This is a genomic window from Photobacterium sp. TLY01 (assembly GCF_021432065.1).
GTDB classification, from domain to species: Bacteria; Pseudomonadota; Gammaproteobacteria; order Enterobacterales; family Vibrionaceae; genus Photobacterium; species Photobacterium halotolerans_A.
In genome coordinates this window covers 1861832-1875756 of record NZ_CP090364.1, presented here as the reverse complement: position 1 = coordinate 1875756, position 13925 = coordinate 1861832, and the positions used below count along the sequence as shown (strand labels likewise).

Here is a 13925-nt window from a genome sequence, read left to right as displayed (position 1 = left end):
CAACACATCCGAATTATTTTGCTGAACAGAAAGGAAATACAGATGAAAAAAACAGTACTCGCACTCATCATGGCACTGGCCTCGACGACTGTCCTTGCCGACGAAATGGATCATGGCTCAATGGGCCACGGTTCGATGGATCATTCAAAAATGGACCACAGTAAAATGGATCATTCGGGGATGAGTATGGATGGTATGAACATGGCAGGCATGTCTGCCGTCGGCATGCCCGCCAAAGGCGCCAAACCCGACAAAGTGGTTCACGTGATGTTGTCAGACGACATGAAGATCCGCTTCAAGAAAGAGGTGCAGATCGAAGCGAACGATGTGGTGCAGTTTGTGGTGATGAACACGGGCAAAATCGACCACGAGTTCTCCATCGGTTCAATGGAAGAGCAACTGAAACACAGGGAAATGATGCGCAACATGACATCGGGCCATGACCACGACAGCGGCTCGACCGTGACGGTGAAACCGGGTAAAGCCAAAACCCTGCTTTGGCACTTTCACGGTGAACCCGATGTTGAGCTCGCCTGCAATATCCCCGGCCATGCCGAAGCCGGTATGGTGAAGAGCATCATGGTGCAGTAATTCAACTCTATCAACAGCTTGAACGCTACCTACTCAAGGAGGCTTTGCCTCCTTTTTTCTCGTCGCAGAACCTGTCCCAACGCACAGATATGCAATCAAAACCTCATCAAAGCGTGAAACAGCGGCCATATCTGAATATCATGCCAAAGCGTCAAATTTCCATCATGCGATTCACTTCAATGTGAAGGGCGGTAGCGTGTCTGATGAAGAACAGATCTGAGACGATAGAATATCGCTTTATTATTTCGAATCACTTGTCGCTGATTGGCGATACAACGAACATGAATGATGAAATCATATGTGAATCAGTTACATAGAAGTTGATACAAAAGCGAGATAGACGACCTGATGTCGTTGAATAAAATGTTAGGCGAACACAATTGAATAGGTGGAAATAGTGAAAACACAATATTACACAGCTACAAGCCTTGATGGATTTCTCGCTACTGAAGAAGACTCTCTTGATTGGCTTTTTCCTCTTGGAGATATTAATAGCTCTAGCTATCCAGAGTTCATTTCCGAAGTTGGAGCCTTGGCTATGGGGTCATCAACTTATGAATGGATGGTACGTAATGCAGACCAGGTCGCTAAAGAGACTGGTTCTCCATGGCCTTACAACAAACCTGCCTGGGTGTTCTCTAGTCGCAAGCTACCAATGATTGATGGCGCAGATATTCATTTTTCAAATGGAGATGTACGTAAAGCGCACGAAGCAATGAAGGTTGCTGCCAAAGATAAAAATATTTGGATCGTCGGCGGCGGTGACTTGGCTGGCCAGTTCTATGACGCGGGCTTGTTGGACGAGCTAATTATTCAAGTTGGTTCCGCCACTCTTGCTAAAGGTAAGCCACTTTTTCCGCGTCGTGTTTTAAGCCCTACGCTCTGTCTAATATCCGTTCAGCAAATGGGGGTAGGGATGGCCGAGCTACGATATGAGGTAAATAAAAGTAGTGAGCATGAGTCCGCCTAACAATGCGCTGCAGGCCGCGGCTGAGCGCGGCGTTATGCGAAATAAAAACTGAGCAAGAAAAATGACTAAGAAAGCTGAAAAAGAGTTTACCCAGTACCATAAAGATGGCTCGATTTGGGCTAAAGGACAGGTGATAGGTAATACTCCAGTTGGGTATTGGGAGTGGTTTCGTAAGGACGGCACCAAAATGAGATCTGGAACCTATCGAGACGGTATCCAGATCGGAGAATGGACCACATACGATAAATCTGGCGCAGTCTATAAAGTCACAGATATGAAAGATGGAAAAAAGAACGGGCAAAAGGCTACCGTTGATCTCGCGCAATGATCGCGCTACCACAATCACATAGCAAGCGGCAGCAGACGACGCGAAAACAGCCACGCGACAGGGACGGTTTACCCGCCTATGGGTAAGCAGTCCCTGTGCCGGGCGTTATGCGCCGAGCCAATTTTACGCTCATAGTTTGGAGTTACTTGATGGAAGCTAATAATTTTGTAGTAGTGTCCCAAATGCTTATCCACCGTTCTGTTCCTGATTGTTTTGAAGCGTTCATAAATCCGGAAATCACTACGAAGTTTTGGTTCACAAAAAGCAGTGGGCGACTCGAGCTCGGCAAGAAAATACGCTGGGATTGGGAAATGTTTGGCGTAGGAGATTCTCTCACAGTGAAAGAGCTAGAGGAAAACCGTCGCATATTGGTTGAGTGGGACTCAGATCCGACCACTGTTGAGTGGAGTTTCGAGACTATCGGAGATGGTGCCACGTTAGTCAAAATATCTAACTGGGGATTTCCCGGAATCTGCGACAATGTATTGCCAAAAGCGGTTGATGCTAAAGGTGGTTATATAATGGTTCTTGCTGGACTCAAAGCGTGGCTTGAGCATGGCATCGAACTCAATTTGGTTCGAGACCAATTTCCAAATGGGTGCCCAACATAAAATATGCGCATAACAATGCAAGGCAGGCCGACGGCTTTTCCGTTCCTTGTTTTGCGGCCAAACGCTACGCTACCGTAAAACAATCCACTACAAAGCCGCAGCTGCTTGCGGCGTTATACGCGTTGTGGATTTTCAATGTAAATTGTTCTGTTTTCCTCTTCGGCTCTAAGTGTGTGTTGTTAGATTTCTTCGCTTCTAAAGCGGGGTAAATTGAAGCTATAGGGAATTACAAGGACAGACACGCTAAAGAGTAATCTTCTGACGTTTTTTTTCTTCTTGTGTCTGTCCAAGTGCTTTGCTATCTGAGACATCTCAGGTTTCCATTCCTGTGATGATAGGATGGATGCTGGCAAACGGCTCAAGGACTTTTGAGTGCATTATTGTTTTGTGGATCAACCGGTTGCCTTGGTGATTCTCGCCGTGGATACTGAAGCTATGTTTGGCTAAATCAATGCCATAGGCAGATTGTGACATGGTGGCCTCCGGTAATTTCGCAGTCAAACTTACTTAGTGTGGCAGTGCCTGATGAGGGGGAGTCCATGTCATTCATTATTTTGCCAAGGAGAAGGCGTGTCTCGAATATCACCTGAAATAGTAAAAGAGTTGGCTTTAGATCTTGAACGTCAGATCGAAGCCAATATATCAAGAAATTCAGTTAAGGCACTTTCAATCTCTTTGGAGCAAACCATAGAAAAGGCTAAACAAGGAAAAATTAAAAATACTGTAGTTCGTTTAGAGGGGAGCGCAGTTTTTACGCATGGTACTCTAAGAGAATTATGTGAATTAGAAAACGCTTATGCCAAATTTAAACTCTATATCACGTTGGGTGTGTAGCAAACTAACAAGGCGCATCACTCGCGGCCTGCGGCCGCTGGGATGTCAATCGCTGCGGGGTCGTCTCCCGTGTGCTTTTCGTTATGCCTCGAGATAGTTATGAAGATAATTACGATTGATGAATCAACAAAGAACCCCTTAGAGTTGATGCAGGTAAAGGGCTATCTTTGGAAAGCCCCAGAGGAAATTGAGGCTACAGCGAAGGAAGGTAAATTTTGGCACCTTATAGGCTGGCATGATTCAAATCGATTTGGTTTTTTTCACAAGAAAAAGGCAGTTACTATCGAATTGTGCAAAGTTGAGAAAGTAGCGATCAACTATATGACTCGTGCTAAAGGTATGGGATGGATCGCGCTTGAAGTAGAGTACAAAAATAAAGGAGGGAGTCTTTCTATCCTTGAATCCAATACCTTCAAACAAGAAGCACTTGATTGGTTCAAGGAAAAAACCGAGGTGCTACAAGAAGCGATTGGGCTTGAAATCGAGGTTAACAACTATGGCCTTGATTGCTAGGCATAACAAGTCAAAGTGGGAATTACAAGGACAGACACGCTAAAGAGTAATCTGCTGACGTTGTTTTCTTCATGTGTCTGTCCAAGTGCTTTGCTATCTGAGACATCTCAGGTTTCCATTCCTGTGATGACAAGTAGGATTCTGACAAACGACTCAAGGATTTTTGAGTGCGTTATTGTTTTGTGGGTCAACCGGTTGTCTTGGTGATTCTCGCCGTGAATACTGAAGCGGCATTTGGTTAAGCCAATGCTATAGACGGATTGTGACAAGGTGGCCAACAGTGATGTTGTGTTCAGATTTTCCAAGTGTGACAAAGCCTGTGTAGGGGGAGCACATGTCATTCATTAAGATAAAGGAGGTTGACTGATGAGCACTTCGGCTTTGGTTCTTGGACTCTTCATCTCTTGGGGGCTTTTTCTTGTCATACTCATGGAGGCCTGTCGCTGTTATTTCCTTATCAAAGGTCGTATTCGATCCAATGAGTTCAAGCCGGACAATTCGAATTTACCTCCCTTTATGCAGCGCTTGGCCAGAGCACATGCGAACTGCATTGAAGGCTTTCCTATTTTTGGTGGACTTCTGATCTTAGCACTCGTGACCAGTCGAACTGAGATCACGGATGCCTTGGCTCCATGGTTCTTGCTCGCACGACTGGCACAATCAAGCATCCATGTCGCCTCGTCGAACGTGGTCGCGGTTAATGCCAGATTTGTCACCTTTGTTGTGCAAGTGGGTATAGCGGTGTATTGGGCCTGGGCGCTACTCTTAAACTAAATTGTGCGTTCAGGCTTGTACTCAACCAAGTGTTACGGACGCTATAAGTCAGGTGCCACCACTATCGTCACAGTAATTACCAGGACAGTCACCGTACAGTTACAGTCGAAATAGTGCCTCTGTCTGGTTGAGCACCGGGCGGGCATTGTCTACAATGGCGCACTTTGTACAGACATCAGGTCATGAAAATGAGCGATACGAACAATAAACCAGCTTTACCCGATCATCTTTCCGGTAACCCGCGCAGTCCACACTATGTAGAAGCGTGCTTTGAACACCATATTGGCATTCGTCTGAATGGTAAAGAGCGCACTGATGTTGAAGAATATTGCATCAGTGAAGGTTGGGTGAAAATCCCATCACCGAAAGCAAAAGATCGTTTTGGTCAGCCAATGCTGATCAAATTGAAAGGCCAAGTAGAAGCTTTTTATAAATAAGTAGTTTCTTACTGCTTATCATCCAACACATAGAGTGAGAGAACTACTGACTCTATGTGTTTTCTCAATTGTCTGTAAAACCTCTCGACCGATTTCTTATTCCCATACTCGTTATTTATACTTTTTAATAAACCTTTGGCGTTTACTGAAACTTAAATGTTTATGTCATTGATGCGTGACAATATGCGTTTTATTTAGCCCTGATTAAGACGCGATATAAAAGGAGGTAATTTTGAACCAGGACGATCTGAAACTCGATCAATTACCACTTCAAAAAGAACTCATTCATTCTGCATGTGCCGCTTTTTACCCGGATGAACATGTGATTGCTGCTGTGTTGCTGGGTTCACTTGCAGCCGGTACGGGTGATCGTGTTTCGGATGCAGACATTATCGTTTTCACCCAAGGTTTTTGCCATCACTCTGTTGATGCCTGTTTTTCAGATTTTGAATCAGGGAAAGATATTTTCTATTGTCTCGACGGATTTCATAACGAGAATGCCTATTTCAAGAAGTACATATTCAATGATCTGACAAGTGCTGAGATTCATTGTTTAGATCTAAGTGAACCCTTTTATATATCCAAACCGTTTAACGTGCTATTCGATAAAAAGGGTATCGTAGGAAGCCGGTTAACCGACGAAGCTGCACCTGAGCATGAAGATTTTCCAGTCTACACTCATGGTGATAAAGGGTTAATTTGGGAGCTGTTTGACTGCATCAAGTGGCTCAGTCGTGACAATCATGACCTGGCAAAATCGTACCTTAAGAAGTTATCAGAAAAACTGTGACTGCTTGTATGGCAAGGGATCGAGTCATGAAAATTCAAAGGTCGTTGTGTTTTCATTCTATGTGAGTTGATGTTGATACAGCATGAATCACACCCATTCGACAGGCATTATTGTGAGCTTAACTTCATGGAGGAGAGTGACTTGTGATATTCCCGAAAGCGTTATCTATTGGTGACAAAATAGGCTTCTTTTCACCGTCATCACCGTCAACAGTATTCGCACCTCATCGATTTTCAAGAGCGAAAGCCTACCTGGAACGACAGGGGTTTGAGCTGGTTGAAGGTTCATTGACAGGATGTTCAGATTCATACCGTTCTGGATCAATTCAGGCCAGGGCTGAAGAGCTCAATCAGCTTATTCGAGATCCAAGCATTCGATGTATTATGTCGACCATTGGCGGTAATAACAGTAATTCATTACTGCCATACATTGATTACGAGGCACTGAGAAAAGATCCAAAAATCATTGTTGGTTATTCCGATGTCACTGCGCTGTTGCTTGGTATTTATGCGCAAACAGGTCTTGTCACTTTCTATGGTCCCGCTTTAGTCGCCTCATTTGGTGAGTTTCCGCCTTTAGTGGATGAAACTTTTCAGTCATTTCTGGATATATTGTGCTCAGAGAAAAGTGAATATCAATATGTCATGCCTGAACGCTGGACAGACGTTAAACTGGAATGGGAAACACAAAATACGGCAAAGCCTGCTTTTAGTAATGAATGGACTTTTCTTGGATGCGGGAAAATCACAGGGCGTATTATTGGCGGTAATCTGAATACCATGGCAGGAATTTGGGGAAGCCGCTATATGCCTGAAATACACTCAGGTGACATACTGATGATTGAAGACTCATTAAAAGGAATTGAAACAGTTGAACGATCGTTTGCTCACTTAAAGGCTTGTGGTGTTTTTGACAAGGTTGGAGCGATAGTGCTGGGTGAATAGCCACCGACTCAGTAGACACTAATTAACCTTTCTTCATACCGCTTTTCATACTCTACTGGTGACAACTGATTATTGGAACCGTGTCTGCGTTTGACGTTGTAGAACATCTCGACATATTCGAAGATATCCATCCGCGCCTCTTCCCGAGTGGAATAGATCTTTCGCTTCACTCTTTCTCTTTTCAGTAACTGGAAAAACTTTCAGCTACTGCATTGTCATGGCAGTTGCCCCGACGGCTCATGCTTGATTCCAGACCATGCTGCTTTAAGAATTTATCCCAGTCATGACTTGTATACTGGCTTCCTTGATCGGAATGCACGAGTACCTTATCTGACGGTGAGCGTCGCCATATCGCCATCAGGAGCGCGTCCAACACCAGCTCTTTCGTTATTCTGCTTTTCATCGACCAACCAATCACTCTCCGAGAGAACAGATCAACGACGACTGCGAGGTATAGCCAACCTTCGTGAGTTTTTATATACGTGATATCGGTCACCCAAGACTGATTTGGAGCAGTCGGGTTGAACTCCCTGGCCAACTTATTCGCAACAACGACATTCTCTGTGCCCACTTTGGCCCTGGGTTTTCGATATCCTCTTTGCGACTGTAAGCCTTCTCGTTTCATCAAGCGGTGAACTTGGTTGATACCGCAACATTCACCTTCATCACGTAAATCACTGTATATTTTTCGATAGCCATAAACGCCACCAGATTCCAGCCAGAACTGCTTGATGAGTCCGAGGAGGTATTTACGCCGTTTCTCCTGTCTGCTATCGGGTTGCTTAAGCCAAGCATAATAACCACTTGGGTGGATGCTAAGGACTTTACACATACGTCGAACAGGCCAAACAGCTTGATTGGCTTTGATAAAGGCGTACCTCAGTCGGACTGGCTTGCGAAGTACACCGCGGCTTTTTTTAATATGTCCCTTTCTTCGGTGACTCTTTGCAGCTCCTTTTTGAGTCGACGAATTTCGGCACTTTCATCGGACTTGGCTTGATACTGGGAGGAATCTGGGCCGTAGCGTTTAATCCACGCATAAAGGCTATGCGTGGTAGTCCCTAAACGATTTGCCACATCGGCTACACTATGACCTTTTTCAGTAACCTGTTTGACGGCTTCAACTTTGAATTCTTCTGGGTATCGCTTGCTGCTCATAAGCACCTCTCTGCTAGTCATTTTGTCTAACTAAAAGGTGTCTATCAAGTCGGTGGCTATTCAGGGTAAACATGAGCTTTTTGATGATAGAGGCACTAATCGTTCACCATTGGATGTCTTGCTTGAAGTGCTTCATGGTCAGAATATCCCCATATTTTATGGCTTTGACAGCTGCCATACCCATCCCATGTTGGTGACGCCTATAGGTGTCCAAGCCTCCATTGACTTTGATAATCAGGTTTTTCAGCTGCAAAGCCCGTGGTTATCTGGCAAGTAACCAACGAATCAGGTGCAGCATGACCAGGACAGACACATTATGCGTGAGGCAAGACAATTGATGACTATAGAGGGCATATGAAATTCCTGAGTCCAGATAAGTATCAGCAACACTGTCATGAACGGTTTGATTATTACCTGTTCCAAGTAAGAAGGCTGTTACCAACAGCAAGCGTGGAACATGTCGGATCTTCATCAGTCCCTGGTGTTATATCAAAAGGGGATCTTGATATTTTGATCGGCGTTGAGGCGCACGAACTGGAAGCTTCTGTGCGCATTTTGCTCACTTTGGGGTTTCAAGAAAAGCAAAAGACTTTGAGAACAAGAGAACTATTTATGCTTGAGTCAACAAGTGAGGATGTTGCTTTTCAGGTGGTAGCGATAGGTTCAGAGTTTGAATGCTTTTTGGGTTTTCGTGACCGATTACGCGCATCTCCAGATTTAGTGATTCAATATAATGAATTAAAGAAATCGTGCGAGGGTTTGTCACACGACGAGTACCGTGAAAAGAAGTCGACGTTTATTGAGCACGTTTTAACGCAGGCATTAATAATTTAATCAGGGATAATAAGGACAGTCATATTAAAGTCAGTTGAGCTGGAGATAAAAGGACAGTCATGAAAGTTAAAAAGGAAGTTACAAGGACAGTCGCATATAAGACAGAGCCAAAAATCCCGTGTTAGATTCAAAAATTCACTTCCATTTGCTTTCTATCAAGACTGATTTATGGCGTGTTGGAATGCAAAGTCAGATTGAATCTATTTTGCATGACTTTCAGGCGAGTGGCGGCATACGAATGCATCGCTGTTGAGGATTTATGTGCTGTGAATGGGTTATGGGATCTGCAAACCAATACATCGTTGCCGGTTCAATTTCGGTAAAACGGCTTGAATAGATGAAGGGGTACCAATCAGGAGTCCTTTTTCAATACTGGTGCAAATATTCAACCAGCAGGCTGTGCTAAAACCGAGTCGTTCAAGAATTGGGCACTGAGTCGAGTGGATATGGTGATGTTTCCCTTCCCTGATTTGTCGTCCGGTCCAGTCCACCAATTCAAGATAATCTGACAGGCGAAATGGCAGTCCTTCTGGCATATTATTTCGCGGGTTACCGGCGAAAGGGAAAAGACAGGGCGCAGTTGCTTCGTTCTTTTGAAGCGATTCAATGCGTGCTTTCACGGATGTGTAGTCGGAGGCTTCCGGTGTCTTTGCGATACCGGCCCGGATCTGGTTTAAATCGACGTACGCCATGGCGGCAGCTAAAGCCTTATCATCCAATAATGCCTGGCTTTTGAAGCGGCCTTCCCAAAAGTGGCCGGTACACTCGTCTTCTTGATTGGCTTTACTGGCGATGTATTGATTGAGCAGGCGCATAAACCAGCTGATGGAACAAAGCCGCTCGCGCCAGGTTTTGATGATGGTTAAGCAAGCAGTATGTTCGGCCTTGGATAAGGCCTCGTGCTTTAAAAAACGCTGAATCAGCACAGGGGCGCGATGTAAGGTGAGCCAGCGCTCTATCACGTCATGGTTCGACAGGCGATGAGCTTTTGGTTTGTTGATATGAAGAACGACATGGTAGTGATTGCTCATAATGGCATAGGCGCAAACATCCACACAGAAGACACTGGCAATCCGCTTCAACCGTTTCTCAACCCATCCCCGCCGGTGTTCATAGCTGGTCTGGGTGAGAACATCGTAGCCGCACAGAAAAGAGCGGCGAACACAGCGGGAAACGCAATGGTAGTAGGGTGTCGCTTCTATACTGATAAGTTGGCTGCGTGCTGTCGTCATTGGGAGTCACAACTATTGAACTGGATAAATACACAGTATTTTGTTGTGCTCACTGATCAAAGGGGCAAATCCCGAAGCCGCGATCCGGGTCGGAACCTCATGAAACTGATGAAGTTGTTTTTTTCTTCACGTGTCTGTCCTGGCGTTTCTTCTTCTGCGGCGAGTTGGCTTCGCCTTTTGTCATCATTCGGACGAATGCTACTCGTTCTTTACAGTATTTTCTCGCCGACTCTGAGCTACTCGGAAGAGCTGAAATTGCAGAGTCTCAGTGTTCGCGCGCGCGTTTCAGAGCAGACTTTACTGGGCGATGATGCACCGGAGGCCTTTGAGGTGTATGACTTAGCGGCAAACTTTAGCTTGCCGTGGCAGGATTATTCTCAGTCAGGTTGGGAAGCGGGTACGCGCTTGATGGTGAGCGCCGGAATGTTGCAGGGGACCGGAGGAAATGCTTTGGTTGTTTCTGCTATCCCCGAATTGATGCTGGGCAGTGAAGACGGCCGGTTTACGTTAGATTTAGGAGCCGGTGGGGCGCTATTTAGCCAGTATCGCTTTGGGATACAGGATTTTGGCGGTCCTTTCCAATTTGCCCTGACCTTTGGTGTCGGTATTCCACTGTATAAAAATCTGGGGTTAGGCTACCGGTTTCTCCATTATTCCGACGCCGGCGTGAATGGCTCTGATACGACAGGCGCTGATTTTCACATGATTGAGCTGAGCTATCGGTTTTGATTGTTTGCGGGTGACAAGGACAGACACATTAAATGAAGTGATTTTTTTCTTGTGTCTGTCCTCATATTGACTTGTATCTACTGTGTCTGTCCCTGTATTTTTTCAGGACGATATTCAGGGAGTGGTGAGAGAGCAGATGAAGACAATCGGGCTGATCGGCGGCATGAGCTGGGAAAGTACAATCGGGTACTATCGGAAAATTAACCAGGGTGTAAAAAATACGCTTGGGGGCCTCCACTCGGCTAAAATTCTTCTTCATAGTGTTGATTTTGCGCCGATTGAACAATTACAGCGTAGTGGCAATTGGGCCGGTGCGGCTGAAATACTGGTTGATGCAGCAAAAAGTCTGGAATCTGCAGGTGCCGATTTCGTGTTGATCTGCACAAATACCATGCATAAAGTTGCTCCGGAGATAGAAGAGAATCTCAGTATTCCGCTGCTGCATATTGCTGATGCCACGGGTGAAGAGCTCGTAAAAGACGGGATCAGAAAGGTGGGTTTATTAGGCACCGCTTTTACAATGGAACAATCTTTCTATAAAGATCGTTTGTCGCAAAAGTATGGTCTTGAGGTTGTGGTTCCCGGTGAACAGGATCGCAAGCGCGTACACGACATCATTTATCATGAACTTTGTCTGGGTAACATCAATGCAGCCTCTCGCGATGAATATATACGTATCGTCCATGAATTAGAACTGGCTGGCGTGGATGCCGTGATTTTGGGCTGTACTGAAATCGGCATGTTAATCTCTCAGGAGCATGCTGGTATCCCGCTGTACGATACGACGGCCATTCATGCCGCCAAAGCCGTAGAATGGGCAATCCCTTGAAGTGTTGTAAACACTAACCTGAGATTGGCAAAGCCAACCATTGTGGAGGGGCTGGATGAAATCATCTGTAACCAGCGACGCGGTACAAAGCAAAATTGATCATCTGTATCGCAATGAAGCCCGCAAAGTGTATGCGAGCTTAATTCGTTTACTGGGTGATTTTAACCTCGCGGAAGAGGCACTGCACGATGCGTTCAGCACGGCGCTAACTCAGTGGCCAAAAGAGGGCATCCCAGCCAATCCCAGCGCCTGGCTGGTGTCTGTCGGGCGCTTTAAAGCGATTGATCATCTGCGCCGGCAAAAGCGGCAAGTTGAGATTGTTTCTAAGTTGCGCGATGACCCCAATGATACATCGTTTATCAGCAATCGCACTGAAAGTATCCCTGAGTTCGATGAGCAGGTGATCGAAGATGATCAGTTGAGATTAATCTTCACCTGTTGCCATCCGGCCATCGACGCCAAAGTGCAGGTTGCGCTGACGCTGAGGGAAGTGTGCGGTTTGACCACGGAAGAAATTGCCAGCGCCTTTCTGACATCGCCATCGACCATGGCACAGCGTATAGTAAGGGGTAAGGCAAAAATCCGCGAAGCAAACATTCCTTTCCAGATTCCCTCAGAAACTGAGTTGCCGGACAGAATTGAATCTGTACTGTCTGTTATCTATCTGGTCTATAACGAGGGCTACTCCGCATCGGCGGGTGAGCATGTCACACGTTCCGAGCTGACGGCTGAAGCCATTCGTCTGGCGCGTTTAGTGCGATCCTTGCTGCCCGATGCTGAAGTGTCTGGCTTGCTGGCGCTGATGCTGCTCAATGAATCCCGCCGGGATGCCCGAACGGATCAGCAAGGCGACATTGTCTTGCTGGAAGATCAGGATCGCAGGTTGTGGGATGCCGCTCTGATACAAGAGGGGATTGCCTTAGTACAGAGTGCGTTGGAAACCAGAAATATTGGCTATTACACATTACAGGCCGCGATTTCGGCGGTCCATGCTCAGGCGGCGGATATGGCCAGCACCGATTGGACGCAGATCGTGTCGCTCTATTCTCTGCTGCTTCAAGTGGCACCTTCGCCAGTCATTGAACTCAACCGGGCTGTCGCTGTGGCGATGTGTGATGGCCCGCAAGCAGGGATCGAGATCGTTGAAAGCCTGCTTGAACAGAAAGTCCTCCAAACCTATCACCTCACCTATGCGACCTATGGCGAATTGCTCAGCCGGGCCGGTCGGGTTCAGGAAGCGGTTTCAGCATTTGAGCACGCACTGAGCCTGACTCAGCAAGCCCCGGAACAGCGAATTCTCAGACGAAAGCTGGCACTGCTGACAACACCTTAAATAGTTACTTGTCAAAAGATCAAAAAATTTTTCACGCGTTGTCGATTCTCTCAAGGCTCGCTCGACTATTGTGTAGAGAGCAAAAATAAGTCGCTCTTCATTCAATCTGAATACACAGACAGGAGAAGCACAATGAAAGTCATGGTAATTGTGAAAGCCAGTGAAAGTTCGGAAGCGGGAAAAATGCCAAGCCAGGAACTGCTACTGGCGATGGGCGAGTTCAATGAAACCCTGGTGAAAGCCGGCATCATGGCGTCGGGCGACGGTTTAAAACCCAGTAGTGAAGGTATTCGTGTACGTTTTAAAGGTAGTGAGCGTACCGTGACCAAAGGGCCATTTGCCGAAACCAACGAGTTAGTGGCTGGTTATTGGGTCTGGAATGTCAGCTCAATGGATGAAGCCGTTGAGTGGGTAAAAAAATGCCCGAACCCGATGGAAGAAGCGTCCGACATTGAAATTCGTCCTTTTTATGAAATGGAAGACTTTGCTGAGATCGACCGCGATGGATCAGCGCGCGAACAAGAAACGCAATTGCGGCAAACCATTTCAATGCAGCAAGCGCAATCGAACTGTTATCTGTTTTTTTCGGGTCGCTGCGATGAAGCATTGGAATATTACCAGAAACATCTCGGCGCTCGTGTGAGTATGCTATTTCGGTTTAATGAAAGTCCGGATCCAGTTCCTGAGGGCATGTTACCTCCCGGTTTTGAAAATAAGGTGATGCATTGCGAATTTACAGTCGGAAACATGAAGCTTTTCGCTTCTGACGGCTGCGGCGACGAAGGGCCGTTTACCGGGTTTAATCTGGCTTTAACGATTGACTCTGAAGTGGAAGCACGTCGAGTATTTGATGCGCTGGCAGACGGTGGTTCGGTTCGTATGCCGCTGGATAAAACGTTTTGGTCACCGTTATATGGTCAGGTGACAGATAAGTTTGGCATGGGCTGGATGGTGATGTTACCTGGCGATGACAGCCAGCAGTAACCGGCTTATGAAATCAGACAGGGAGTATCAGGAC

General features: G+C 46.2%; 16 protein-coding genes and 3 pseudogenes. 16 read left to right on the top strand and 3 right to left on the bottom strand.

Going from position 1 to position 13925, the window contains the following annotated elements; all coding sequences use genetic code 11:
- The first annotated feature begins 42 nt into the window (after nucleotides 1–42).
- The 4 genes from LN341_RS09040 to LN341_RS09025 all read left to right on the top strand — a co-directional run bounded on the left by LN341_RS09040 (nucleotide 43) and on the right by LN341_RS09025 (nucleotide 2500).
- Complete coding sequence (locus LN341_RS09040) at nucleotides 43–591, top strand: copper-binding protein (protein WP_234203113.1); 549 nt, start codon at nucleotides 43–45, stop codon at nucleotides 589–591.
- A 397-nt stretch (nucleotides 592–988) separates the two neighbouring features.
- Nucleotides 989–1561 (top strand): dihydrofolate reductase family protein, encoded by a 573-nt coding sequence (locus LN341_RS09035; RefSeq protein ID WP_234203112.1) that lies wholly within the window; start codon nucleotides 989–991, stop codon nucleotides 1559–1561.
- A gap of 61 nt (nucleotides 1562–1622) precedes the next feature.
- The gene (locus tag LN341_RS09030; RefSeq protein WP_234203111.1) at nucleotides 1623–1889 is read left to right on the top strand and encodes a toxin-antitoxin system YwqK family antitoxin; all 267 of its coding nucleotides are present in this window, start codon (nucleotides 1623–1625) and stop codon (nucleotides 1887–1889) included.
- Between the two features lie 149 nt (nucleotides 1890–2038).
- On the top strand, nucleotides 2039–2500 hold the full coding sequence (locus tag LN341_RS09025; RefSeq protein ID WP_234203110.1) for an SRPBCC family protein: 462 nt from the start codon (nucleotides 2039–2041) through the stop codon (nucleotides 2498–2500).
- 312 nt (nucleotides 2501–2812) lie between these two features.
- On the opposite strand, the gene LN341_RS09020 is transcribed toward LN341_RS09025, so the two are convergent.
- Nucleotides 2813–2974: a hypothetical protein gene (locus LN341_RS09020; RefSeq protein WP_234203109.1), complete on the bottom strand. Its 162-nt coding sequence runs from the start codon at nucleotides 2972–2974 to the stop codon at nucleotides 2813–2815.
- 96 nt (nucleotides 2975–3070) lie between these two features.
- Here LN341_RS09020 and LN341_RS09015 point away from each other — a divergent pair, with 96 nt between their 5' ends.
- The 6 genes and pseudogenes from LN341_RS09015 to LN341_RS08990 form a co-directional block, all read left to right on the top strand.
- Nucleotides 3071–3334, top strand: coding sequence for a hypothetical protein (locus tag LN341_RS09015; protein WP_234203108.1), 264 nt, complete (start codon nucleotides 3071–3073; stop codon nucleotides 3332–3334).
- A 99-nt stretch (nucleotides 3335–3433) separates the two neighbouring features.
- Complete coding sequence (locus LN341_RS09010; RefSeq protein ID WP_234203107.1) at nucleotides 3434–3847, top strand: hypothetical protein; 414 nt, start codon at nucleotides 3434–3436, stop codon at nucleotides 3845–3847.
- Nucleotides 3848–4213: 366 nt separating this feature from the next.
- Nucleotides 4214–4621 carry an MAPEG family protein gene (locus LN341_RS09005; RefSeq protein ID WP_234203106.1) on the top strand — a complete coding sequence of 136 codons (408 nt, stop codon included), beginning with the start codon at nucleotides 4214–4216 and terminating at the stop codon, nucleotides 4619–4621.
- A gap of 188 nt (nucleotides 4622–4809) precedes the next feature.
- Nucleotides 4810–5058: a DUF3297 family protein gene (locus tag LN341_RS09000; RefSeq protein ID WP_161456581.1), complete on the top strand. Its 249-nt coding sequence runs from the start codon at nucleotides 4810–4812 to the stop codon at nucleotides 5056–5058.
- A gap of 232 nt (nucleotides 5059–5290) precedes the next feature.
- Nucleotides 5291–5848 (top strand): hypothetical protein, encoded by a 558-nt coding sequence (locus LN341_RS08995; RefSeq protein ID WP_234203105.1) that lies wholly within the window; start codon nucleotides 5291–5293, stop codon nucleotides 5846–5848.
- Nucleotides 5849–5991: 143 nt separating this feature from the next.
- Nucleotides 5992–6789 (top strand): annotated as a pseudogene (locus tag LN341_RS08990) (S66 peptidase family protein); the annotation flags it as partial.
- A gap of 11 nt (nucleotides 6790–6800) precedes the next feature.
- Here LN341_RS08990 and LN341_RS08985 read toward each other — a convergent pair.
- Nucleotides 6801–7950 (bottom strand): annotated as a pseudogene (locus LN341_RS08985) (IS3 family transposase).
- Between the two features lie 49 nt (nucleotides 7951–7999).
- Between LN341_RS08985 and LN341_RS08980 the strand changes: the two are divergent.
- Nucleotides 8000–8227: pseudogene (locus LN341_RS08980) on the top strand (LD-carboxypeptidase); the annotation flags it as partial.
- A gap of 77 nt (nucleotides 8228–8304) precedes the next feature.
- A complete protein-coding gene (locus tag LN341_RS08975) occupies nucleotides 8305–8784 on the top strand; it encodes a GrpB family protein (RefSeq protein ID WP_234203104.1) in 480 nt (159 codons plus the stop codon).
- A 275-nt stretch (nucleotides 8785–9059) separates the two neighbouring features.
- Here LN341_RS08975 and LN341_RS08970 read toward each other — a convergent pair whose 3' ends face one another.
- Nucleotides 9060–10016 carry a transposase gene (locus LN341_RS08970; RefSeq protein ID WP_234203103.1) on the bottom strand — a complete coding sequence of 319 codons (957 nt, stop codon included), beginning with the start codon at nucleotides 10014–10016 and terminating at the stop codon, nucleotides 9060–9062.
- A gap of 99 nt (nucleotides 10017–10115) precedes the next feature.
- Between LN341_RS08970 and LN341_RS08965 the strand changes: the two genes are divergently transcribed.
- The 4 genes from LN341_RS08965 (at nucleotide 10116) to LN341_RS08950 (ending at nucleotide 13891) form a co-directional block, all read left to right on the top strand.
- Nucleotides 10116–10745, top strand: coding sequence for an acyloxyacyl hydrolase (locus LN341_RS08965; RefSeq protein WP_234203102.1), 630 nt, complete (start codon nucleotides 10116–10118; stop codon nucleotides 10743–10745).
- 136 nt (nucleotides 10746–10881) lie between these two features.
- Nucleotides 10882–11574, top strand: coding sequence for an aspartate/glutamate racemase family protein (locus LN341_RS08960; protein WP_234203101.1), 693 nt, complete (start codon nucleotides 10882–10884; stop codon nucleotides 11572–11574).
- Nucleotides 11575–11629: 55 nt separating this feature from the next.
- On the top strand, nucleotides 11630–12907 hold the full coding sequence (locus tag LN341_RS08955) for an RNA polymerase sigma factor (protein ID WP_234203100.1): 1278 nt from the start codon (nucleotides 11630–11632) through the stop codon (nucleotides 12905–12907).
- A 132-nt stretch (nucleotides 12908–13039) separates the two neighbouring features.
- Entirely contained in the window at nucleotides 13040–13891 is an 852-nt protein-coding gene (locus tag LN341_RS08950; RefSeq protein ID WP_234203099.1) for a YciI family protein, read from the top strand.
- The last annotated feature ends 34 nt before the right edge of the window (nucleotides 13892–13925 follow it).

Excerpts from the sequence above, each read along its gene's own strand:
- LN341_RS09010 (WP_234203107.1), top strand. The coding sequence starts at position 3,434 with ATGAAGATAATTACGATTGATGAATCAACAAAGAACCCCTTAGAGTTG.
- LN341_RS08960 (WP_234203101.1), top strand. The coding sequence starts at position 10,882 with ATGAAGACAATCGGGCTGATCGGCGGCATGAGCTGGGAAAGTACAATC.
- LN341_RS09020 (WP_234203109.1), bottom strand. The coding sequence starts at position 2,974 with ATGTCACAATCTGCCTATGGCATTGATTTAGCCAAACATAGCTTCAGT.
- LN341_RS09000 (WP_161456581.1), top strand. The coding sequence starts at position 4,810 with ATGAGCGATACGAACAATAAACCAGCTTTACCCGATCATCTTTCCGGT.
- LN341_RS08955 (WP_234203100.1), top strand. The coding sequence starts at position 11,630 with ATGAAATCATCTGTAACCAGCGACGCGGTACAAAGCAAAATTGATCAT.
- LN341_RS09030 (WP_234203111.1), top strand. The coding sequence starts at position 1,623 with ATGACTAAGAAAGCTGAAAAAGAGTTTACCCAGTACCATAAAGATGGC.
- LN341_RS09025 (WP_234203110.1), top strand. The coding sequence starts at position 2,039 with ATGGAAGCTAATAATTTTGTAGTAGTGTCCCAAATGCTTATCCACCGT.
- LN341_RS08950 (WP_234203099.1), top strand. The coding sequence starts at position 13,040 with ATGAAAGTCATGGTAATTGTGAAAGCCAGTGAAAGTTCGGAAGCGGGA.
- LN341_RS08970 (WP_234203103.1), bottom strand. The coding sequence starts at position 10,016 with ATGACGACAGCACGCAGCCAACTTATCAGTATAGAAGCGACACCCTAC.
- LN341_RS09040 (WP_234203113.1), top strand. The coding sequence starts at position 43 with ATGAAAAAAACAGTACTCGCACTCATCATGGCACTGGCCTCGACGACT.
- LN341_RS09005 (WP_234203106.1), top strand. The coding sequence starts at position 4,214 with ATGAGCACTTCGGCTTTGGTTCTTGGACTCTTCATCTCTTGGGGGCTT.
- LN341_RS08965 (WP_234203102.1), top strand. The coding sequence starts at position 10,116 with ATGAAACTGATGAAGTTGTTTTTTTCTTCACGTGTCTGTCCTGGCGTT.
- LN341_RS08975 (WP_234203104.1), top strand. The coding sequence starts at position 8,305 with ATGAAATTCCTGAGTCCAGATAAGTATCAGCAACACTGTCATGAACGG.